Raw genomic sequence first — 21,082 nt, 5'->3', positions numbered from 1 at the left:
CGAAGCCTGTTGTTACTAGGCGCTACGAAGAAAAGACAGCCACATAAAAATTTGAGCCTGCTCCCAGCGTTTAGATTTCGCCATACTTTACATAAATTACTTTCGGGAAAAATTCTCCGTCATGGCTATAATTGCGAAGCCCAATACACCGTTTGCCGATCCTATGTTTACCATTGGTGTGGCGACATCCTCTTTCCAAATCGAGGGTGACGCTACAAATAGAGAGCGTTCTATTTGGGACACTTTTTGTGAACAGAGCGGTAAAATCCAGGATAACAGTAATGGACTGATTGCCTGTGATCACGTGAATCGCTGGCAGGAAGATATTGAAATTATAGGTTCGCTGAACGTCGACGCATATCGTTTTTCTGTCTCCTGGCCGCGTGTTATGAAGGCGGACGGCACTGTGAATCAGGCGGGGCTGGCTTTCTATATCAACATGCTAGATGCCTTGAAAAATAAAGGGATAAAAGCTTACGTGACGCTGTATCATTGGGATCTGCCGCAATTTCTTGAAGATAAAGGCGGCTGGCTTAACAGAGAAACTGCCCATGCCTTTGTTAAGTATGTGAATGTGGTCACCGAGGCTTTTGGCGATAGAGTGTTTTCCTATGCCACGCTCAATGAGCCTTTCTGTAGCGCCTATCTTGGTTATGAAATTGGTGTTCATGCTCCAGGAAAGGTAGGTAAGGAATACGGTAAAAAAGCCATTCATCACTTGCTGCTCGCTCATGGTCTGGCAATGCCGGTGATCCGTAAAAATGCGCCGCAGGCAGAGTGTGGTATCGTGCTTAATTTTACGCCTTTTTACCCGGCATCAGAATCAGTTGAAGACCGCGCGGCAACACAGCTCGTGCACGAACATTTTAACAATTGGTATATTCAGCCTATTATCGAAGGAAAATACCCAGCATTGCTTGAAAGTTTGCCCGAGGCCTATAAACCGGTAATCGAACAAAATGATATGGAAATAATTTCTCAACCCATTGATTTTTTAGGGGTGAATTATTACACCCGTGCGGTTGTTAAAGATAATGGCACTGAAGATCCTGACCAACTTCCTCCTCCAGATGGGTGTGAGACCACGGCCATGGGATGGGAAGTGTATCCGCAGGGACTCACCGATCTGCTGGTACAGTTACATCGCGATTATAAACTTCCACCTGTTATTATTACCGAGAACGGTCTTGCCAGCGATGATGTGCTAGAAAATGGAAGAATTGATGACACTCAGCGTCTGCGTTATTTGCAATCCCATATGGATGCGGTAAGTGATGCAGCTGCTCAGGGCGTCAAGCTTGCCGGTTATTTTGTCTGGAGCCTGTTGGATAATTTTGAATGGGCGCTAGGCTATGAAAAACGTTTTGGTATAGTTTACGTAGATTATAAAACTCAAAAGCGCACGCCGAAAGCCAGCGCCTTCGCTTTACAAAAGATGTTGTCTGAACGCAAAAAATAATGAAAAAAAACAGGTGTGTGCATGATCAGTAAGCGCGAAAAAGTAGCCTATGGTCTGGGAGATACCGCCAGTAATCTCATCTTCCAGACAGTAATGCTGTTCCTCACCTTTTACTACACTGATATTATCGGGCTTGCGCCAGCGGCTGTGGGCAGCATGTTTCTCGTGGTGCGTATTTTTGACGCAGTTACCGATCCTTTGATGGGGGCGATGGCAGATCATACTCGTACCCGCTGGGGATCATATCGGCCGTACCTGCTGTGGCTTGCGCTGCCGTTTGCTTTATGCAGTATTCTTGCTTTTACCTCACCACCTTTTTCTGCACAAGGACGGTATTACTACGCATTTGGTACCTACGCTTTGCTAATGTTGATGTACACCGCGATTAATATTCCCTACTCGGCCCTTGGCGGAGTAATGAGCGCGGATGCCAAGGAACGTGTCTCCATTCAGTCATATCGTTTCGTTTTCGCTATGGGTGGCGGCTTACTCGTGACTTCCTTTACCTTGCCACTTGTAGATTATTTTGGGCAGGGAGATCAGGCGCTTGGCTATCAGTACACCATGATTGCCATGAGTGTTCTGGGAATGTTGTTGTTCATACTTTGTTTTGTCGGAACCCGGGAAAGGGTTAAGCCCACCAGTGGTGTAAAATTTTCGTTTAAGACCCAGTTAACAGCGCTAAAGCAGAATGACCAATGCCGCGTACTCTGTGTGGTTGCCCTTGTTCTTCTTACCGGAATGGTGCTACGCAACACGCTGGCAATTTATTATGTAAAATATGTTTTGCAGCGTCCCGATGACGTTACGACGTTTGTGACGGCTGGTATGATCGGGAGTATCATCGGCTGCGGTCTGGCCAATCCTCTTGCACGGGTAATTTGCAAAGTAAAAGCGTACGCTGCTTTGCAGTTAATTAGTGCGGCGATATGCTTTATCAATTTTTTTATCCCGCAAGATGCGTGGTGGACGGCAATCAGTCTTCATTTTCTATGGGGATTAATATTGCAAATGGCCACACCGTTACTGTGGGCTATGATTGCCGATGTCGCTGATTACGGCGAATATAAAACCCAGGTTCGGCTAACGGGAATCACCTATTCTACCGTAGTATTTTTTATAAAGGTGGGGTTGGCGTTGGGTGGCGCTTTATGCGGATGGTTACTGGCGCTGTACGGGTATGAAGCTAATGTTTATAAGCCTGCTGTTGCTGATGGTATCGTCCTCTCTTTTTGCATGTATCCTGCTATCGCATCAATAGGTGTTGCGATTATTATGCGCTGGTATAAATTAGGAACCAACGAGGTAGCAACAATGCAGAGTGAACTTGCGTTGCGTCGGACTCAACTGGCCTGAAACCCAAAAAATTGCTCCCGCGCGGCCTCACGCCGACAACAGAACCCGTAAATTTCGGTTAAAGAAAAAATGGTACCAACATTCGTTTGGTGACATCAGGAATGATAAAAATATGGTGACGATCAAGCAGGTAAGCGAACTCGCTGGAGTTTCTTCAGCAACCGTATCGCGGGTAATTAATAATACCGACACGGTAAAAGAAAAAACACGGGAGCTAGTGCTAAATGCTATGTCTCAACTCGGTTATCGCCATAATGTGCTCGCGGCGTCGTTAGCGTCTAATAAAACCAACACCATTGGATACGTGGTTCCGGAGCTGCATGGCTCTTTTTTTGGTAGCATGATGGCCGGTTCTGAACATGTTTTGCGCAAAGCTAAAAAGCATATGTTTGTTGCTACAGGTCACAGTGACGAAGCGCTAGAAATGCAGGAAATTGAGGCGCTGTTAAGCCGGCGTTGTGATGCGTTGATTTTGCATGTTGAAGCTGTCAGCGACGATTATCTCATCCATCTTGCCAAACAAGATGTTCCTATGGTGATAGTGAACCGATATATCGAAGACATTGGTGATAACTGCATCAGCCTGGACAATGTTAAAGGTGGCTACATGGCTACCCGTCATCTTATCGAGCAAGGCCACAAAGACATTGCGTATCTCTCTGGTTCGCTATTTAAAGCTGATGGCGTAAATCGGTTGATAGGTCACAAGCAAGCGCTTGCTGAAGCGGGTATCGAATACAACCCCGAATTAATGGTAGAAGGAGACTTTCAGGCGAAATCTGGTGAGGCAGGGGTGTATGAATTGTTTGATGCCAAGCAACATTTTACGGCTGTTGCCTGCGCGAATGATGAAATGGCGTCTGGTGCTATTAACGCCTTACGAGCGCGTGGAAAACAGGTACCTGAAGATGTTTCTGTTATTGGTTTCGATAATATAGACTTCTCCAGTTATCTCACGCCAGCATTAACTACCATCAATTATCCGGTGCGTGATATTGGCGCAATGGCTGCCCGGTGGATTTTAAACCACGCCTATGGCGATCATAAAATGACGCTAACGCACATTCTCGAACCTGAACTTCTTGTCAGGGGCACGACGAGAAATCTCTGATCGATAACTGTCATTACAGCTATCTACTCTTGTTTCTTTACAGGATCTGCTCTGTTTCCTGGTACCGCTTTTTCGCCATTGGCGACGTTATGAAACACTGTTACTAACGCGGCATAAAGGCAGAAGCATCTGTAACGGTTGTGTGCGCAGGGCGAAACAGCAAATAGCTATACTAATGCGCCTTGATTAGACTGATTCCTCTATCTCTGAGCTGAGCACATTAAGGCTGATTATTATTAAATACCCGAAATCATCTACAGCGAATATTTTATTCAGAAACGCTTTATAAGTGCGGTGGCTTGCAATTGCACATAAAATAAAGGAAATTCGCCTTATATAAAAATTTCCCTTAATGTATCCTCTAATACCCTGTTTTCTCTATGGTCAATTGTCCAAAAGTAGAAACATGTTCTATTTTTAAACTCACAGAGGTGTTTGATACTATCGAGTATCTAAGCCACGAGGGAGCCGCCACGTTTTATCGGCAAAGTGGAGTAAGAAAAATCTATGCGCAATAACCAGCCCGTCACACAAAAAGAATACAAGTTTCCCAAAACATCGCGGTTAATATCTTCAACAGATCGCAGAGGGGTCATAAGTCATTGCAATAAGGAATTTATTGAAGTCAGCGGCTTCAGTAGAGAAGAGCTGGTGGGAAAGAACCACAATGTCGTTCGCCATCCAGATATGCCTGCCAGTATTTTTAAAGAAATGTGGAGCACGCTTGAAGCTGGCAAGATTTGGATGGGATTGGTCAAGAACAGAAGAAAAAATGGCGATCACTATTGGGTATCTGCCTACGTCACACCGGTATTTGATAAAGCTGAAGTTGTTGGATACGAATCGGTACGTGTTCCCGCGCTCGATTCTGAAATTCAGCGCGCAGAAAGAAGGTATTCACGATTAAGAGCCGGTAAGTCGAGTGCTGCTGTCAGCGAATTATTGTTTCATTACGTAAAGGCTTACACTCCTTTTTGGCTGATCGGCCTTCCGTTAGTGGTAGCAGTGGGCTTTCTTGGCGGTTGGTTGGCTGCGGCCGTCTGTATTGCTGGTTTGGTGACTATAGCGGGTTGGACGCTTAGCAAAGTCAAGAGCGAGTGGACTGCTTTTATGGCGCTAAGCCCGGAGAGTTACAGTAACGCGTTAGTCGCTCAAACATATTTTGGGGATTTTGGCGCGCGATCCCGCGCAAAACTCGTATTAGCTTGTGAACTTGCGCGCAGTCGCACTGCACTGACACGGATTGAGGATGCCGCTGCTGGGCTGAATAATATAGCCACGACTACCCATGAACAGGCGGAATTCACCAGTAGCGCGGTGGTTCAGCAAAATCAGGCGACGCAACAAATTGCGTCTGCAGTGATGCAAATGTCTCAGGCGATTCAGGAAGTAGCTGAAAGAGTAGAAATGAACGCAGAAAGTGCTAAGTCTGCATCTAGCAATGTCGAAACCGGAAACCGCAAAGCGGATGCTGCACTGCAAGCGATCAAGGAACTGAAAGAGGCGGTAAACTCGATCTCTGAGACAGTGCGCGAACTAGCACAATCCACCTCAGATATCGGTGAGGCCGCCAGTATTATTTCAACAATTGCAGAGCAGACTAACCTGTTAGCGCTCAATGCAGCTATTGAAGCGGCGCGAGCCGGAGAGCAAGGCAGGGGATTTGCCGTCGTTGCCGATGAAGTGCGTTCTCTTGCTTCCAAAACTCGACTGTCTACGGACAAAATCCACAACATAATTAAGATCTTAGCGGAACGTTCTGAAAGAGCTGTAAGAGTGTCTGATGCGGGGTTGGAATCCGCGCAACGTGGAACAGAAATCGTGGAGGAAACGCGACAGACCTTGGCTGATATTAATGTCGCTGTAGGCGGCATTGCAGAACAAACTGTCGAAATGTCTTCAGCAGTGGAGGAGCAAAGTTCTGTGGCTGACCATATCAATCAGCAAATTTCCGAAATTGCAGAAAGTGCGGGCGATACTCAACGCTCATCCGAAGCATCATTGAATGCCAGCATGAAACTTCGCGATACCGTTAATCAGGTACATTCCGTTATCGTCCGCTTCACTAACAAAAGTTCGAGGGGATACGATGACAAACGCTGATACCAGAGCTAAATAAACAACTGAGTAGCGTAACCTGCCTCACGACTAAACGGATGGCAGTTAAAACAAGTCGCGAAGCAGTATCCTGCGAACAGCTGCCTTTATAATGTTCACAGTTCTGGGATGTACGCCAAAAGCGCAGTAATAATTCTTTAGCGTTGGTTTAATCCAGTGTGTAAAGCCTGCTTATAGGCAGCTATTGCAGGCACAAAGCTGCATAACCAGGTAGCCGCAATCACACTAAGTACTACTATCGCGCTGGTAGAAGTGAAAAGATTCCCTGTGAGAAATAATCCGTATTGTTGATTAAGTAAGCTTGAGAAAATATGTAGCAGCCCACTCACTAAAGCAAAAGACAGGGCACAACCGCTGATGGTAATTATTAACGCTTCAGCTTGTACCAACCAGAGAATAGTTAGGGAGCCGGCACCCACAGCGCGAAGTAAGGCAATTTCATGTCTCCGTTCGCGCATCGAGGCTAGGAGCATAGTCATTAACCCTATCAACGACGAAAACAAAATCAGCAAGGAGATCCCCCGTAAGAGCTTCTCTACATTACCCATCAGTTGCCACAATTGAGCTAAAGCCACACCGGGTAAAATTGCCAATAGCGGCTCCGCCTTATACTGATTTACTATTTGTTGAACTTGTAACGCTGCAATTCGATTCTCCAACCCCAACAGTAACGCCGTAATTTTTTCGGGAGGGGAGGTTGAAAGGGTATGGGAGTCACCTTTTTCTTCAGCTGAAGTTGACGCCGCCTCTTCACCTTGCCTGTGAAAAGAGGGTAACGTACCATGTTCATGGGCGGCTTCAATGCCATGTAATGTCACGTGAACTGCTTTATCAACTGGCGTTCCTGTCGGAGCCAGAATGCCCACGACAGTAAAAGGATGCGTGTCGTGATGCGTAAAGCTGACCTTTCCCAATCCATGAGAGATCACAATTTTTGAGCCGATGGTATAGTTTAATTCTGCTGCGACTTCCGAACCCAACACAGCCGAATAATCGTCAATAAACTCATCTCCATCAGCAAAATTTAACGACTGCTTATTGCCGTACTTAAAATGTTTGAAGTAGTCATTGTTGGTTCCCACAACTCTAAATCCTTTATGGGCATCCCCCAGAGAAAGCGGAATATACCACTTTACATTCGGCTGGCTGGTTAACTGAGACACGCTATCCCAGCTGATTCCATTCGTAGCATTCCCGATGCGAAACACTGAATATAGCAGCAGGTTTAGCTGACCCGTTCGAGCTCCCACAATCATGTCAACATCAGAAACCGTCCGCGTAAAACTCTCTCGGACCTGACTTCTGATAAATTCAACGCTCAGCAACAGACTAACGCTGATAATTATTGATATCAGTGTTAATAGCACCGATACCCATCGGTTTTTTAAACTGGCGGCGGCAATAGTAAAGATCATGATCTGTTCCGGGCAGCCTGATTGATATCGCAGATATCAATCTTGTATTTGAAGAACCCAGCCAGAGCAGGATCATGACTAACAAATATCACAGCGCTGGCCTTTGCGGTCGCTAGTAGTAGTTCCATAAACTTATCTCTAGCACTGGCATCCAATGCAGAAGTGGGTTCATCTACTATCAGTAGTTCCGGCGCATTAATTAGTGCGCGAGCAATCGCTACGCGTTGTTGTTGACCAACGCTGAGATTATCTGCACGCTTCTCTAGCAAATCTTCAGAAAGCTGTAAGCCAGCAAACAAAGCATGAATTTTATCTTCTGTCAGCTCTTTGCCGCTTCCGCCAAAATATGCGGCAACTTCAATATTCTGTCTCACCGACAAATAGTGAATAAGGTTAAACTGTTGGAACACTACGCCTATATGCCGGGACCTAAATTTATCCCGCTGACGCACGGACAATGCTGAAAACGGTTGATCGAGTAATCGTATTTCACCTTCATTCGGCGACAGGGCACCAGTAATTAAATTTAGAAATGTACTTTTTCCTGTACCTGAGGCACCCGCAATAAAACAATGCTCATTACGCCCGAGCGACCACTGAGGAATTCGGATTACATCAGCTTCGCCGCTATGGTAGGCAAACTTAATATCCCGCAGGGCAACAGCCAGCGAAGATTCATTTCGGCACGGCACCGTAGAAGCAGCTTGAGCGGGCTGAGGCATTGTAATATTACTGAACACGGCTTCTCACATCTTTACGCATTAATGCCCCTTTATAACAGTGAGCGCCTTTCCCTTTCAATGCAAAATGTCCTGCCTGCTGCCGCTCCTGTCTTTTCTCCCGCTAAATGTTACAAAGCTAACCGTTAGCTTTTAACTTTACTACTTCGGCAGACTCAGCTTCTAAAACATTTTCCAGCGGCGCACCCTTAAGCAAACGTGCCACAATATCTTTGTTTTTCGCCAGCAGAATAGATAACTCTTCAGCCGTATCCACTTCAAGCTTGATACCTTTTGCATGAATATAACCTGCTAAATTATCAGCAACCTCTAGCATCTTATCGTATTGATCAGCGGCTTTCTTATCAGAGGTCACGAGTTTTTCCACTCCCTTATGAGTTACGACATACTGTGTACTAATCGCCATTAATTGCTCCAACAAGTTGTAAGGATGAGCTAATACCCTACCGCAAATAACTGTATAAATAAACAGTGCAAAGGATTAATTTTAACGTTAAGCAAGAAAAGCATATCACAGGAGGGGTCCGCCTATTTCAGTCGCTGCTGAAAATACGTGCTTAAGTAAGCTTGTGAGGCAACTGTTTAGACAGAGAAAAAACCTGAAAGGGGAACTCGCAATGACATGGCGCGTGCCCAACCCCCGCCTAGTTGATCCTAGGGCGTTGTCATTAGCACGTTATGTTATGGAGCTAATGATGGTGAACAAATGATGTTCACCAAACATAAACTGCCTAAGCACCTTAATCTATACGGCCTATGGGGGGCGGCTTCCGCGGCTTTACCACATTCGGTGAGGTAAAGAGTATGTTAGTGGTCATTCCCGCACTAACCAAAGCTAGTTCTTTCTCATTAAGTTCACGCATTATAATTCTAAAGTTGTTATATATGCTCATTTAGTCTTACTTTCCTCTCTTTTTTATCGTCAGATTACATTAGAATATTCATATGAATACCTGCTTGCTAGGATAGCAAAGCGATCATTGTCCGCAGTTGAATTAGAGACAAGGAAGGTGAGAAATGAGACAAGGATGTATCAAAGTCCTATTTTTTATATTAGGTTTTTTCTTTTCAAGCAGCTTTGCTACCAATCTGGATCTAGTAAATTTTACCCGTTCAACGAAAGATGCGCCTACTGGTGTTTTAGAAGCGATCGTTGTGAATGATTCAGGCATATGGTTAGGTGGAGAGAATGGTCTTTATGGTTTGGTGGGTAATGAGACTATCCATTTACATAGCAAAAACACCGTTTTAAATAGTAGCTATATCACTGACATAAAAGAGATAAATAAAAACGAACTTCTCATCGCAGCGTACGGCGATGGGCTCTATCTATTTAACGGTATTAGCAAGCGTTTCAAGAAGCTAAATCTACCTTCACAATTACTCACTTCTTACTGGAAATTTTCATCCAATGAGGATGTTATCGCTATTACGACTATAAACAATGTTTTGTTTATCGATCGTCAATCCTTCGAATATCTTTATGATCTAAAATCTCTCGGGGTTCACGTAAACGGAACTGTAATGGCTATCCAGATGGATCAGGACGAAAATGTTTTGTGGTGGATAGATTCTAATGCTGGTGTTTATTCACTATCGCTTACCAGCCGCTCCTGGACTTTACTTAAAAAAAATAAATATTTCAAGAACGCTAAAGAACTTTCTGCCATTTATGTAGAGAAAGATAAGATATATATTGGAACAGATATAGGCTTAACTATAATTCGGAGAGATAATTACCAAACGAAAACGATCTCCAGGAGAGGAAAAGGTACATCTAAACCGCGAACAGAAGATGAAATAAATAATATAAAGAGAAATCCGAACGGAAAATTATGGGTTTCGGCAGAAAAACTCTATGAGGTAAATATTGAAAAGGAAACTTTCACGTCTCCTCATCTTCTCTACCCTACTTTAGCAGGCGAATCAGTTCAAATTACCACAGAGTTTATATTTGATGATATTGGCAATCTCTTTGCTCTAGATTCTCAAAAAGGTCTTGTTATCTTACCGATTACCACTTCTGCAGTTTCTTTCATGGACCACTTAGGCGAAATTTTTAAAAAAAATATAAAAGAAGCTAAATTTGTTAACGACGAAGAATTTATTTATACCTCAGATGCCGAAGTAGGATTATACAATATTAAATCAAGAAGCTCTCGTAAGATCCGGACAGATACGAAATCACGATTATTAATTGCAAAAGCTTCAAAAGAGATTACAACGGTAGTTAGTGAAGAAGGTGAGGTATATGTCGTAAGTTTGACTGAGGGGCGTATTATAGATAAATATTCTATTCCTTTTGGTGTAACTGATTTTACATCGGTCTTGGATGCTGAAGAAAATGAAGATGGCGAAATGTACTTGGCTGTGGAAACTGGAAGTGGAGATTTTCTTATTTCTTCTTCAAACGCCTACAATAAAGTTTTTCTCTCCGGAGGTGTCTCGTCCTTAGATATTTTAGAAAGTGGAGATCTGGCTATCGGTGTAAATGCTGTTGGAGTTTATGCTCTAAGTCCGGCAGGAAAATTTAGAAAAATTACCGAAAATTATCCCTTTAACCTCAGTGCTTTCACGTGTCTATTTGATGATGGGGAAGGATTTTACTGGTTTTGTACTTCTGGCTCTGGGTTGAAACGTCAATCCAAGCTTGATAGAAAAATTGTGGATATAGAAAAAATTGATTCAGATTATATACGTGGCTTTAGCAAGCTGGGCGCAAATCGGTTTCTTGTATCTACTAATTCTGGGCTATTTACAATAGATGAGGCAGGAAACGAAATTTTCGAAGTCGGGTCTACCTTTGGCATTAAAGATTTTGATTTTGAATACAATGGATTAGTAGGCTCAAATAAATATACAGTCGTTATCGGGGATAACTTCAATTATATTTTAGACAATAAAAAGTTTATTCAGGCGGTTGAGAGCTATAAAGCACAGAAGAGTTTCGTAACTTTAAATTATTTTAGCGCGTTTGATGATAAGAGAAATATCATCGTACCATTTAATAAGAGGCTCTATGAGGCGATAGAAAGAGATGAAGAGTTAATTGTAGAATATTCGGAGTTTATTTTTGAAATCGGGTTAACGGTGACAAATTATCTGCAACGAAATTATCTTTCTACTGAATACAGACTTAAAGGTCTTAATGATGAATGGATTCAAGCAGAATCATCACATCCTAAAATCGTATATTCCTCCTTATCCCCCGGTAATTACGAATTCCAGGCAAGAGTAGTGGATCCTCGTAGTAAGGCGGAGCAGCCTGTATCTTCGTTGAAGATACGGGTACTACCGCCTTTCTGGTTGACCTGGCAAGCCTTTGCTATTTATGGCACTGTCTTTTTGTTGTTTTTGGTGTTTTGTTACCGCCGGTACAAGGGTTCTATTGCTATACAGGGCTCCCGTTTATCAGGAATGGTAAATGAAAAACAGGTGGCGCTCGAGGATAGCAACTCCTCTATAAAACGTATTTTACAACGCAAACAAACTCTATTCACCAATGTTTCTCATGAATTGCGAACGCCACTATCTTTGATTATTGGTCCGCTTGAGCAAATTAAAGAAAGTCCAGATGATGCAGGTAATCTGGAGCGTATAGATTTGATTGCACGCAACGCTAAACGCTTGCAAAGTTTGGTAAACCAACTGCTTGAAATTGAACGGCTAGAAACTATAAAAGAATTACCCAAACAAGCTTATGACCTAGATACCACGTTGCCCGCGATTATAGCCAACGTCAAGACTCTGGCGGATCTTAAACAACAGTCCTTTTCCTATACAACATCTGGCCATGGCACCATTCATTTACTACAGGATTCGCTGGAAAGGATTCTGTTTAATCTGGTTTCAAACGCAGTGAAGTATACCGCTGAAGGCGGGCGAATTTCTGTAAAGGTATCTTGTAGCGAACTCCATCTTGTTATCACAGTGTCGGATAATGGCGTTGGAATGACTGAGGAAGAGGTGAAAACTGTATTTAATCGCTTTACCCGGTTGCAAAACGTAGGCGATGAAGATGGTGTGGGGATAGGGCTGGCGGTAGTTAAAGAAAGGGTTCTTGCCAACGGCGGTTGGGTGTCGGTAAAAAGTCAACCGCAGCAGGGGAGTCGTTTTACTGTTCATTTACCCATGTTTGAAACCGAGTCACCCATCTTACAATCACTTGCACCGATAATCCCTATTGTTGAAGAAAATGAAGAACCTGATGTCGACGTGACCGAATTTGACGCTGGCTCTTCCAAGCCGGTTGTATTAATAGTAGAAGACAATGCGGAGATGCGTGCTTATCTTCATGATGTCTTGCGAACTGATTATAGGTGTGCCACTGCCAAAGATGGTAAACATGCTCTGGAAGTGGCTAGAGCCATTGTTCCAAACTTAATTGTCACTGACTTTATGATGCCGAAAATGGATGGGCTTGAATTAGCGAAAGCGGTGCGTGAGCACGACGTTATCTCCCATATTCCAATAGTACTGTTGACCGCAAGAGGCGACAGCAAAACCCTCACCGAAAGTCTGGTAGCAGATGTGGATTGCTACCTCACAAAGCCGGTGGAAAAGAGGGAGTTGAAGCTCCGCGTGCAGAACTTATTATCTCTTCGAAATACGATTACAAAAAGTCTCTGTGAACAAATAGGAAATTCTGCAACTGACTGCGAAGAAAATGAAAAATTGCCCGACTTCGCTAACGAAAAAGATCAGTCGTTTTATGTAAAGCTATCTGGTCTTTTGGAAGCCCATTATATGGAAGAGGGCTTTAACCGGACAAAAGCTTCGGAATTAATGGCAATGAGCGGTCGGCAGCTTCATCGCAAGATGGATGCGATGTTCGATCTCACTTTTGTTGATTATCTCAAACAATATAGACTAAAAAAGGCGAAAGCAATGCTTCTGAACGGAACCCAAATCACTCAGGTAGCTTATGATGTCGGCTTTAGTTCGCCCTCGTATTTCAGTAGCTGCTTTAAAGAGGCCTATGGAGCTACGCCTACTCAGTTTCTGGAAAGCGGGGAAAAAGGCTCCGTGAAGATCGGTGAACCTGTAACAGATTCTGTGTAGCTGCGATTCAGCTAATATATTTTGGCGTTCCTCGACCTCAATAAGAAAGAAAGCGACCCGGGCTGACAACTTGCCCGAAGGCTAACTTATCGCATCGATAAAATTGCCTAATCGGGCAGATGCAGGCTGACCATTTTGTAAACGCCGAGCATCTCTTGCCACTTCCTGCTGAAGTTCATCCTGAACCGTACGCAGCTCCGAATTCCAATCCTCCGCCCCGTTTTCCTCTGCTAACGCGTTTTGTGCGTCGATAAGGTTTTGTAATACCTCGGCTTCTTCGCGCAATACCTCAATAAGTTCCTCTGTTGTATCCACTTCAACAGGGTTCTCTGCTCTTAACGCCGCTAAACGAGCCTCTTCCTGCTCTGCTTCCGCTAATGCCTGCTGTTGTTGCAACGTAGGGCTCGTTTGAGTAGCAAGGGTATCGGCATTTTGTGAAACGACATCAGCGCCCGCTTCAGCTCTCGCGTCAGCCTCTTCGTTTATTTGTTCTTGTTGCTCTGCCTCGGCACGTCGTTCAGCATATAACTCTTGTTGCTCCAGGTCAGCTTCCCGTTGGCGTTGCTGTAGTTCTTCTCGCTCGCGAATTTCCTCTGCGAGTTCCCTCTGGCGCTGCTCTCTGGCTTCGATTTCTTCTCTTATCCGCGTTTCACGACGTTGTTCTTCTTCTTCCCGCCGCTCAACTCGCTCCTCTTGGCGATCTTCACGTTGTTCAATTTCTTCACGAACGCGTGCTTCTCGCGCACGCTCCTGCTCTTCAATATTTTCTGTCCGCTCAGCTTGACGCGTCTCACGTTGCTCAATCTGCTCCTGAACACGCTCTCGTCTATTCTCTACTCGACTGTCAGTGCGTTCAGCTCGTTCCTGCTGCCTTTCTTCCCTATTCGACACTTGCTCGTCAATCCGCTCCTGTAACTGCTCCCGCGCTTGTTGTTGAGCCTGAGCGCGCTCTTCCTGGCGAAGCGCTTGTTGCTCTCGAAGGCGCTCCAACCGCTGTTGCAAAGTCTCTTCCCGCAACCCTTGCTGGTTTGAGTGATCGGTCACAGGTTGTGCTTCCTGGGGAGAAGTTCTAACGCCAGAAGATTCAGTAACAAAATCACCTGATTGGTTCCTAATTGTCCGAATTTCTGCCAGAGCATTTGCAGGTAACTGACCAATTGTCATATTTGGCTCCTTACATATCAAACACACAGGAGAGGTGCTTGGGGTATTTCATCTTCTTGAGGTTGCAACATTGGCGCCACACCTTCTAGTACACGGCTTCTTACACAAGAAGCAGAATTCACGGGAAAAACATTTTTAATAGCAAAGGGTTACCCTTCAGTGGTAGCCTGCATTTTAGGCGGTGTCAGAAAGAGGCTTGAAAGGTGCCTGTGACTACCGTTATAGAATGTGTAATTTTTACACAATAATACGCAATCGGTATCCAGATACGAACAGGGTTTTATTATGATCTTACAAAAAAAGCTGCTGAGCTCTTTAGCGATGCTCAGTTGTTTAAGCGCTTCAGCTCAGGCAGAAAATGCAATTTTCTCCGCATCGCCCGTTACCATTGATGGTAAAGGTAATGAAGCAGTTTGGGCAAAGGCTGAATGGCATCCAATTGATCAGTTAATGGTAGGTGAAAAGCCCACTCCTCAGGATTTTTCAGGACGTTATAAAGCTGCCTGGGATCAAGGGCAGTTGTACCTGCTAGTAGAGATAGTTGACGATAAACTGGAAGATACGCATCCTAATCCAAAGGTCCAGTACTGGGATGATGACACGCTAGAGATTTTTCTGGATGAGGATACTTCAGGTGGCAACCACTTACACAGTTACAATGCCTTCGCTTATCACGTTGCTTTAGATGGTAATGTGGCAGATTTCGGTAATAACACCTCCGAAAAAGAGCAAGTGGTGTTATTAAATGATCATGTTAAAAGTGTGTGGACACGTAGCGATGAGGCTCCTTTCCCCTTAACCTGGGAAGTGGCAATAAAGGTTTATCCAGATAGCTATTCAATGTCAAAACCGGGGAAACCTGTGGTGTTATCAGAGAATAAAACATTGGGTTTTATGGTGGCCTATTGTGATAACGACGGCAGCGCTGAACGCGAACATTTCGTCGGCTCCCACGCCATTGAACCAGTAAATGGCGATATGAATCGTGGCTATATTGATGCTTCCGTATTTGGAAAACTTACTCTGGTGAAGCCTTAACTATAGCGATTGGTGTCACTCGCCTGTTGAGCCAGGCGCGATAGGTGCAATAGAGTTTGTGCAGCGTGGCGTGTGATTGATAGAAGTAAACATCTTCAACCTTGCGAGGGCGGGAGTGCGGCATAAGTCATGTTGTTCTGCCCGCATCATCACGTTGATCAAATGTCTTTTGAGCAGCTATCGAAGTAGGCCGAGCATTTCCTCATAGCCGCTGGAAACGCTAATTGCTTCGATGGGAATAGTTTTTAATTATAATAGCGGTCAATAAACTGGGCCGCCTTTTACATCGACTGTACTAATCGTCTATTTGAAGAGGCTGCGCCGGTAGCGTTTTTTCATCCCTTCGGATACTGGCATCCAGTTTCCTGAAGCTTTACCAGTGGCATTCTGGCGTCACCATGGCAGCGTAGAATTATTTGTCAGCAAGGCAAAAGGCTCCTGCTGAGTAAGTACGTGTTTAGGCGTCTCGGTACAGTAATTTTAATCTCCGCCGCCTACGATCTGCACTTGTGCCAAATCGGTGTCTCCTTTTATGACTTTATAAATGGCATCTTGCACAAGCGTGCGCATGCCGTCAGTCATGGCTTGCTTTTTCATTTCGGAAACACTGGCTTCCTTATATACCAAAGAACGCAGTTCAGGCGTCATACCCAACAACTCATGTACCCCGGTCCTGCCACGGTAGCCGGTTCCGCCGCACTCATCACAACCTTTTCCTCGATAGAGCATAACGGGCGTATCTAACTGCAGTTCGCCAATGAATTCCTTCCCATACTGACGCTCAATGAAAGAAATATCTTCAGCTGAGGCTTCATATGGTTCCTTACATTTTGCGCATATTGTTCGAATCAAGCGTTGCGCAAGAATGCCTACACAGGCATCGGAAAAGTTGACGGGATCTAATCCTAAGTCCAATAAACGGGTAATAGTTTCTGGCGCTGAATTCGTATGAAGTGTAGACAAGACCAAGTGGCCTGTTAGGGATGCTTCAATACCAGCATGGGCTGTTTCTTTATCCCGCATCTCACCAATAAGAATAATGTCAGGGTCAGCCCGTAGGAAGGCGCGCAGCGCATTGGCAAAAGTAAATCCTATTTTCGGACTTACCTGGACTTGTTGTAAACCTGGTTGGGTAATTTCCACCGGATCTTCGGCGGTCCAAATCTTTTTCTCCGGCGTGTTTAAATAACCTAATATCGCGTGCAGGGTGGTTGTTTTACCAGAACCGGTAGGCCCTACAACTAACAAAATGCCATGTGGTTTTTTTATCATTTGTTCAAGTCGCGTCATGCTGGCCGGAGCAATATTCATCTTTTCAATAGGCATGGCGCCGCCTGATGCCAGAATACGCATCACCACACCTTCACCCGCAACTGTGGGAATGGTCGCCACCCGCACTTCAACCAACTGGCCGCCCATCCGAAATGCCAACTTGCCATCTTGCGGTACTCGCTTTTCTGCAATGTTCAGATTTGACATTATTTTTATACGGGCAATAACGGCACTATGATGTGAGTTTGGCACCTGGTTCAGGTCCCGACAGACACCATCAATTCGCATGCGCACTCGCGTAGGAGCGTTCTTTTCAGGATCAATATGAATATCAGAAGCATTGAGTCGTTTGGCATCATGCAAAATACGGCTCACCAATCGTACTACGGCGGGGGCATCATCAGAAAGCTCATCAAGCATCTCTTCTTTATCTTCTGACGCTAAGCCGATTTCATCGAGAATTTCGCTCATTTCGCCCGGCGCGCCATTGCCGCCCCCTTCCCCCAGATACTGCAGTATGTGAGAGGGAAGACCTACAGCAATATCATACACATCAATGCCCAGGGCACTTTCAATTTCCATTAGTAAGGCAGCGTTATTGGGCTCAGCCATAAGTACAATGGGTTTGTCACGCACATCTGCTATTACGGCAACAAAGTTACGCTTTAAGTAGGATAGGTTCAGCCTGCTGTCACTTTGGTAAAGGTGATATTTATCGGGTAAATAAGGTAAAAAAGGTACCTGAAAGTGAATAGAAAGGGAGTTGCCGATCTGGGCTTCGCTGAGTCGATGCTCAGACATGAGCCTTTGGATTATCTGGCGATTGTCCTGGCTGGTTTCTACAAGCTCTTTTAATACCCTTTCGGTAAGAATGCCATGATGAAGTAACAAATCAAAAGGGTTATTTGTACCTCCCAGCTCATATCGAAATTTATTTCCTAAAATATCAGCTAGATCCCGAGCCAGGGTCAGGTCAGTATCATTGAAAGCTCCCACCTGCTTATTGATGATTTGTATGACGCCCATTAATACCCCTGCGTTCATTACCGGCACGCATAGAATGTTTTGAGTTTTGAAAGCGGTAGTTCGGTCAAATTTACCTGCAAATCGCAAACGAGGGTGAATACTCTGCAATTCATGAGTGTCATAGGGGTCTGAAATCATCAGAGGCTTTTGAGACAGCGCTACATAACCGGCAATGGATAAAGGACTGATGGGAACCTTAATTTCCATGGTCTCTGCGCCAGTTTTAAAACGGGCCACCAGATCCTGGTGCTGACTGCGCCGCTGAAAAATGCTCATGCGTTTGGCATCGAACAATTGCAGAATGATCGGCTCAAGCTCCTGATACGCATCCAGCAGCGATGAATGACCACTCAGTATTCCGTTAACTTCATCGAGTGCTTGTTGTACGGTTGTGCTCAGCATGTGCGACTTCTTTTGCAAATCCCTGATATTTTAGCGTTTGTACTTTTCTAAACTCATAAGAGGCCAAGAAAAATGCTTAGGGATAGATATGACGAATTTCAACCTATCCTACTGTTAGTATCTGGAGGTAGTCTAGCACTTTTGAAGCAACCCATTGTTATTAAACATAAGTAGAGATGAAAACGATGGAGAATCCCTTTTTCATAGTAATTTAACCGGTTTAGCTTGATGCGAAATCAGGAGAACACTTACTGTAAGCCACCCGATTAACTATCAATATTTTCCACTACAGATGAAGATATACCTAAATGTCGCTGACATTGCACTAAAGTTGATTAAGCAAACAGGTATATACTATGAGCGTTAGCGCTAGAGTTAAAACGATTATAGGTAGTTCAGTTGTTGTGAACCTCCGGTAAAAAAGCAAAGGGCTGCGCTGATGGCGGATAATCCCTTAATAAGTCCTAGCTTCGATAAATTAGTATGCGTAATTTTCCGTTTTGACAAGTTAGCCTCCGCTGCTCGTAACTAAAGAAAGTTGTATTGCTTATCGTATCGCGCAAGACGAGCAATAAATTCTAGCTGAAGAGAAATGTGAACGATATTTTTATGAAGAAGGCAAAAGATTCCTCGGCCTTCTTGCGGTTCAGCTATTCCTGTTTTTTAACGGCGCGAATGCATACCATCGTAGAAGCCCAAACCCAAACCTCTTCCAAATGCTTCAGCTTGGTCTAGCATCCAATTATAAGTAGAGATAGTTCCACCAACCGCAAACCATAGAGGCATGCCGCCTGAAACTTGCATAATTTCATTAGCTGATAATTCAGTTTTCATAGATATTTTACTCAACGTACCATTTTCGCCATATCATCAACAACGCCGTTACCAATCATTACATTGTTATAGAAATAGTCAGCGGCATAGCCAAAAGAATTCATTTTTCTGGTGAACCATTCGCTCATAAAACCGCCTGCAACCGCGTGTATTTCACTAGAGCGTGTTGATCTTTGTGGTATAAAAAATAAACGGCATGAAGACTGGTATAATCCATTTCGCCAAAAACAAACAATACCGAAATCAACATGCCGAGAACTATGTTAACAGATGCCCAATGGGCGATGCTATCCCGCGTAATGTATTTGAGTGGCCGAGTCTATTCAAAGCCGGAACACAGAATGACATTTGAAGGAATACTTTATCGTATGAGAACAGGTATTCCATGGCGTGACTTACCCTCAGAGTTTGGTGATTGGAGCGCCATCTTCCGGCGATTCAATTTATGGTCGAAAAAGGGTGTGTTGGCCTATATGTTTGAAATATTAAGCCGCGACAGTGATACCCAATGGCTGTTTCTCGATGGCAGTATCGTTAAAACACATCAACACGGGTGCGGTGCTGCGAGTGATCATGATGAAGCGATAGGCAAAAGCCGGGGCGGGAACTCGACGAAAATCCACTTAGCAGTGGATAGTGGAGGATTACCTGTCTATTTTGAATTATCGGGTGGGCAAGCGCATGACGTACGCTTTGCCGAGTCATTAGTGTTCAACTCGCCGGCAGCCGAAATAATTGTGGCAGACAAGGGGTATGACAGTGATGGTTTGAGAGAGACCATTGAGGCAACAGGTACAGTATCTAACATCCCGAGAAAGGCGAATAAAAAGCGTGGTAATGCGCATATGGACTGGTGTCTATACAAATATCGCCACCTTGTTGAAAATGCATTTTTGAAAGTGAAAAAATATCGGGCCATTGCGACGAGATATGAAAAACTAGCCAGAAACTACCATTCGATGGTATCTCTGGCTTTTATTATGATGTGGTTACCGATGTATGCTGAATAAAATATGTACAGCAAAGATCAACAGACTCTAGTTGATAATACTTCCATTATAATTTCCTTGTTAGATTCACGGGCATTCACAATTAAATGCCTCCTAATCTTACTAAGCTCAAACAAGAAGACTACTGCTCTGACGGACAAACTACTTCTGTTGCGAAAGCTCTGCTTGCTTACGCTCGTAACGCATTTTCCAGATAAAACCGAGGACAATAAACAGCAATGTTGTATTAAACCCTTCACTGTTATAGAAAGATACGTTATTGAACAAGCGATCATAAATAGAACCGCCGATCCCAACACATGCTCCAAAGCAAAGCATAGAAGAAAAAAAGAGGTGGATCTTTTTGTAATCACTCGCGGACACTTGCATTTTAAACGCTCTCATTGTTACCAAACCTTCACTGTATTCCTTAACCATTCATATAGGGAAGTGGTCGAAGGTACAGTTTCTCCTAGTTAAGTTATGAATGGGTGTGAGATATCGCTTAGAAATCCAACATTCTGCTTGCATTCAAACTCCACATCAGTATAATTCGCGCCCACTGCCCAAATGGGGGCATGGATTTTTAGCCGCAGCCACACTGCTTTTAGGGTGGATGCCGAAGTCGCAGAGTAAAAAACTGTAGCTGGCGTGTTAAAAGAAGAACAGGGTTCCGATTTGGAACCACCGGTTTACGCACATCTTTTCATCCCAAACAAAAGGGGAGTGAAAAGGTGAATTTTTTTGTTCTTTCGATTGGAGCTTAATCGATGCCAAATCAAAGAATTCGTATTCGTTTAAAAGCGTTTGATCACAAGTTGATCGATCAGTCTACGGCTGAAATCGTAGAAACGGCGAAACGTACTGGTGCTCAGGTCAGCGGTCCAATTCCTCTGCCTACTCGCAAAGAACGCTATACAGTTCTGATTTCTCCGCACGTTAATAAAGACGCGCGTGATCAATACGAAATCCGCACTCACAAGCGTTTGGTAGACATCATTGAACCAACTGATAAAACAGTTGATGCTTTGATGCGTTTGGACTTGGCTGCCGGCGTTGATGTTCAAATCAGCCTGGGCTAACAAGAGAGGGTTATA

The 21,082-nt window shown here is 44.3% G+C and carries 15 protein-coding genes; 8 read left to right on the top strand and 7 right to left on the bottom strand.

Annotated features, from left to right (window positions below; genetic code table 11):
- Positions 1–121 precede the first annotated feature (121 nt).
- The 4 genes from CA267_RS07575 to CA267_RS07560 all read left to right on the top strand — a co-directional run bounded on the left by CA267_RS07575 (position 122) and on the right by CA267_RS07560 (position 6,029).
- The gene (locus CA267_RS07575) at positions 122–1,459 is read left to right on the top strand and encodes a GH1 family beta-glucosidase (protein ID WP_075608049.1); all 1,338 of its coding nucleotides are present in this window, start codon (positions 122–124) and stop codon (positions 1,457–1,459) included.
- 21 nt (positions 1,460–1,480) lie between these two features.
- Positions 1,481–2,815, top strand: coding sequence for a glycoside-pentoside-hexuronide (GPH):cation symporter (locus tag CA267_RS07570; protein ID WP_075608050.1), 1,335 nt, complete (start codon positions 1,481–1,483; stop codon positions 2,813–2,815).
- A gap of 112 nt (positions 2,816–2,927) precedes the next feature.
- Positions 2,928–3,926, top strand: coding sequence for a LacI family DNA-binding transcriptional regulator (locus tag CA267_RS07565; protein WP_075609946.1), 999 nt, complete (start codon positions 2,928–2,930; stop codon positions 3,924–3,926).
- Between the two features lie 507 nt (positions 3,927–4,433).
- Positions 4,434–6,029, top strand: a complete 1,596-nt coding sequence (locus tag CA267_RS07560) for a methyl-accepting chemotaxis protein (RefSeq protein ID WP_075608051.1) — start codon at positions 4,434–4,436, stop codon at positions 6,027–6,029.
- 152 nt (positions 6,030–6,181) lie between these two features.
- On the opposite strand, the gene CA267_RS07555 is transcribed toward CA267_RS07560, so the two are convergent.
- The 3 genes from CA267_RS07555 to CA267_RS07545 form a co-directional block, all read right to left on the bottom strand.
- Positions 6,182–7,459 (bottom strand): ABC transporter permease, encoded by a 1,278-nt coding sequence (locus CA267_RS07555; protein WP_075608052.1) that lies wholly within the window; start codon positions 7,457–7,459, stop codon positions 6,182–6,184.
- Positions 7,456–8,181, bottom strand: coding sequence for an ABC transporter ATP-binding protein (locus tag CA267_RS07550; protein WP_075609947.1), 726 nt, complete (start codon positions 8,179–8,181; stop codon positions 7,456–7,458). The genes CA267_RS07555 and CA267_RS07550 overlap by 4 nt, the downstream gene beginning before the upstream one ends.
- Positions 8,182–8,317: 136 nt before the next feature.
- The gene (locus tag CA267_RS07545) at positions 8,318–8,605 is read right to left on the bottom strand and encodes a YebG family protein (protein WP_075608053.1); all 288 of its coding nucleotides are present in this window, start codon (positions 8,603–8,605) and stop codon (positions 8,318–8,320) included.
- Positions 8,606–9,216: 611 nt separating this feature from the next.
- On the opposite strand from CA267_RS07545, the gene CA267_RS07540 reads away from it, so the two are divergent.
- Positions 9,217–13,260, top strand: coding sequence for a hybrid sensor histidine kinase/response regulator transcription factor (locus tag CA267_RS07540; protein ID WP_075608054.1), 4,044 nt, complete (start codon positions 9,217–9,219; stop codon positions 13,258–13,260).
- A gap of 81 nt (positions 13,261–13,341) precedes the next feature.
- On the opposite strand, the gene CA267_RS07535 is transcribed toward CA267_RS07540, so the two are convergent.
- Positions 13,342–14,424, bottom strand: a complete 1,083-nt coding sequence (locus CA267_RS07535; RefSeq protein ID WP_075608055.1) for a coiled-coil domain-containing protein — start codon at positions 14,422–14,424, stop codon at positions 13,342–13,344.
- Between the two features lie 285 nt (positions 14,425–14,709).
- Here CA267_RS07535 and CA267_RS07530 point away from each other — a divergent pair, with 285 nt between their 5' ends.
- Positions 14,710–15,462 carry a sugar-binding protein gene (locus CA267_RS07530; RefSeq protein ID WP_083638271.1) on the top strand — a complete coding sequence of 251 codons (753 nt, stop codon included), beginning with the start codon at positions 14,710–14,712 and terminating at the stop codon, positions 15,460–15,462.
- A gap of 480 nt (positions 15,463–15,942) precedes the next feature.
- Here CA267_RS07530 and CA267_RS07525 read toward each other — a convergent pair whose 3' ends face one another.
- Both CA267_RS07525 and CA267_RS07520 read right to left on the bottom strand, forming a co-directional pair.
- Positions 15,943–18,162, bottom strand: a complete 2,220-nt coding sequence (locus tag CA267_RS07525) for a GspE/PulE family protein (protein ID WP_075608056.1) — start codon at positions 18,160–18,162, stop codon at positions 15,943–15,945.
- A gap of 663 nt (positions 18,163–18,825) precedes the next feature.
- Positions 18,826–18,996 (bottom strand): hypothetical protein, encoded by a 171-nt coding sequence (locus CA267_RS07520; RefSeq protein ID WP_170669029.1) that lies wholly within the window; start codon positions 18,994–18,996, stop codon positions 18,826–18,828.
- A 248-nt stretch (positions 18,997–19,244) separates the two neighbouring features.
- On the opposite strand from CA267_RS07520, the gene CA267_RS07515 reads away from it, so the two are divergent.
- Entirely contained in the window at positions 19,245–20,006 is a 762-nt protein-coding gene (locus CA267_RS07515; RefSeq protein WP_075607988.1) for an IS5 family transposase, read from the top strand.
- A gap of 141 nt (positions 20,007–20,147) precedes the next feature.
- Here the strand turns inward: CA267_RS07515 and CA267_RS07510 are convergent, their stop codons facing one another.
- The gene (locus tag CA267_RS07510) at positions 20,148–20,390 is read right to left on the bottom strand and encodes a hypothetical protein (protein WP_075608057.1); all 243 of its coding nucleotides are present in this window, start codon (positions 20,388–20,390) and stop codon (positions 20,148–20,150) included.
- Positions 20,391–20,755: 365 nt separating this feature from the next.
- Between CA267_RS07510 and rpsJ the strand changes: the two genes are divergently transcribed.
- Positions 20,756–21,067: a 30S ribosomal protein S10 gene (gene rpsJ / locus CA267_RS07505; RefSeq protein WP_010179497.1), complete on the top strand. Its 312-nt coding sequence runs from the start codon at positions 20,756–20,758 to the stop codon at positions 21,065–21,067.
- The last annotated feature ends 15 nt before the right edge of the window (positions 21,068–21,082 follow it).

Origin of the sequence: Alteromonas pelagimontana, from assembly GCF_002499975.2 — a bacterium.
GTDB lineage: Bacteria > Pseudomonadota > Gammaproteobacteria > Enterobacterales > Alteromonadaceae > Alteromonas > Alteromonas pelagimontana.
This window is presented reverse-complemented; position numbering and strand designations above follow the sequence as displayed.

Bases quoted from the DNA above. Each gene is read 5' to 3' on its own strand.
- CA267_RS07575 (WP_075608049.1), top strand. From the start codon at position 122: ATGGCTATAATTGCGAAGCCCAATACACCGTTTGCCGATCCTATGTTT.
- CA267_RS07570 (WP_075608050.1), top strand. From the start codon at position 1,481: ATGATCAGTAAGCGCGAAAAAGTAGCCTATGGTCTGGGAGATACCGCC.
- CA267_RS07565 (WP_075609946.1), top strand. From the start codon at position 2,928: ATGGTGACGATCAAGCAGGTAAGCGAACTCGCTGGAGTTTCTTCAGCA.
- CA267_RS07560 (WP_075608051.1), top strand. From the start codon at position 4,434: ATGCGCAATAACCAGCCCGTCACACAAAAAGAATACAAGTTTCCCAAA.
- CA267_RS07555 (WP_075608052.1), bottom strand. From the start codon at position 7,459: ATGATCTTTACTATTGCCGCCGCCAGTTTAAAAAACCGATGGGTATCG.
- CA267_RS07550 (WP_075609947.1), bottom strand. From the start codon at position 8,181: ATGCCTCAGCCCGCTCAAGCTGCTTCTACGGTGCCGTGCCGAAATGAA.
- CA267_RS07545 (WP_075608053.1), bottom strand. From the start codon at position 8,605: ATGGCGATTAGTACACAGTATGTCGTAACTCATAAGGGAGTGGAAAAA.
- CA267_RS07540 (WP_075608054.1), top strand. From the start codon at position 9,217: ATGAGACAAGGATGTATCAAAGTCCTATTTTTTATATTAGGTTTTTTC.
- CA267_RS07535 (WP_075608055.1), bottom strand. From the start codon at position 14,424: ATGACAATTGGTCAGTTACCTGCAAATGCTCTGGCAGAAATTCGGACA.
- CA267_RS07530 (WP_083638271.1), top strand. From the start codon at position 14,710: ATGATCTTACAAAAAAAGCTGCTGAGCTCTTTAGCGATGCTCAGTTGT.
- CA267_RS07525 (WP_075608056.1), bottom strand. From the start codon at position 18,162: ATGCTGAGCACAACCGTACAACAAGCACTCGATGAAGTTAACGGAATA.
- CA267_RS07520 (WP_170669029.1), bottom strand. From the start codon at position 18,996: ATGAAAACTGAATTATCAGCTAATGAAATTATGCAAGTTTCAGGCGGC.
- CA267_RS07515 (WP_075607988.1), top strand. From the start codon at position 19,245: ATGCCGAGAACTATGTTAACAGATGCCCAATGGGCGATGCTATCCCGC.
- CA267_RS07510 (WP_075608057.1), bottom strand. From the start codon at position 20,390: ATGAGAGCGTTTAAAATGCAAGTGTCCGCGAGTGATTACAAAAAGATC.
- rpsJ (WP_010179497.1), top strand. From the start codon at position 20,756: ATGCCAAATCAAAGAATTCGTATTCGTTTAAAAGCGTTTGATCACAAG.